Below are 1,019 nucleotides of genomic sequence, written 5' to 3'. Positions count from 1 at the left end.
CTGGCCATGAAGGTCGGCGCGCCGGTGATCGGCCTGTTCGACGCCGGCGGCGCGCGCATCCAGGAAGGCGTGGATTCGCTGGCCGGCTATGCCGACATCTTCATGGAGAACGTGCTGTCCTCGGGCGTGATCCCGCAGATCAGCGTGATCATGGGGCCCTGCGCCGGCGGCGACGTCTATTCGCCCGCCATGACCGACTTCATCTTCATGGTGAAGGATACCAGCTACATGTTCGTGACCGGTCCTGACGTGGTCAAGACCGTCACCAACGAGGTGGTCACCGCCGAGGAGCTGGGCGGGGCCCGGGTGCATGCGGCCAAGTCGGGCGTGGCCGAAGGCGCGTTCGAGAACGACCTGGAGGCCATGACCCAGGTGCGCCGTCTGGTCGATTTCCTGCCCTCGTCCAACCGCGAGCCGGCTCCGGAGCGGATGAGCTTCGATGAGCCCCTGCGCGAGGAGATGAGTCTGGACACCCTGATCCCCAGCGATCCGGGCAAGCCCTATGACATGAAGGAACTGATCCTGAAGATCGTCGACGAGGCCGACTTCTTCGAGATCTCCAGCGAGTGGGCCAAGAACATCATCTGCGGCTTTGCCCGGATGGACGGGGAAAGCGTCGGCATCGTCGCCAACCAGCCGCAGGTGCTGGCCGGGGTGCTGGACATCGACTCCTCACGCAAGGCGGCGCGCTTCGTGCGCTTCTGCGATGCCTTCAACATCCCGATCATCACCCTGGTCGACGTGCCGGGCTTCATGCCGGGGACCAAGCAGGAGTATGGCGGCCTGATCAAGCACGGGGCCAAGCTGCTGTTTGCCTATGCCGAGGCCACGGTTCCCAAGATCACGGTCATCACCCGCAAGGCCTATGGCGGGGCCTATGACGTGATGAGCTCCAAGCACCTGCGCGGCGACCTCAACTATGCCTGGCCCACCGCCGAGATCGCGGTCATGGGGGCCAAGGGGGCGGTCGAGATCATCTTCCGGGCCGAGGCCAAGGACCCCGTCGCCCTGGCCGCCCG

1 protein-coding gene is annotated in these 1,019 nt (G+C 65.4%); it reads left to right on the top strand.

Going from position 1 to position 1,019, the window contains the following annotated elements; translation table 11 throughout:
* On the top strand, positions 1-1,019 hold a 1,019-nt coding region (locus tag DBR10_RS17605), incomplete at both ends, for an acyl-CoA carboxylase subunit beta (protein WP_108556542.1).

It is taken from the genome of Caulobacter sp. HMWF025, from assembly GCF_003060965.1.
Classification (GTDB): domain Bacteria; phylum Pseudomonadota; class Alphaproteobacteria; order Caulobacterales; family Caulobacteraceae; genus Caulobacter.
Note: the sequence above shows the minus strand (reverse complement) of the source record. Positions and strands in the feature narration are given on the sequence as shown.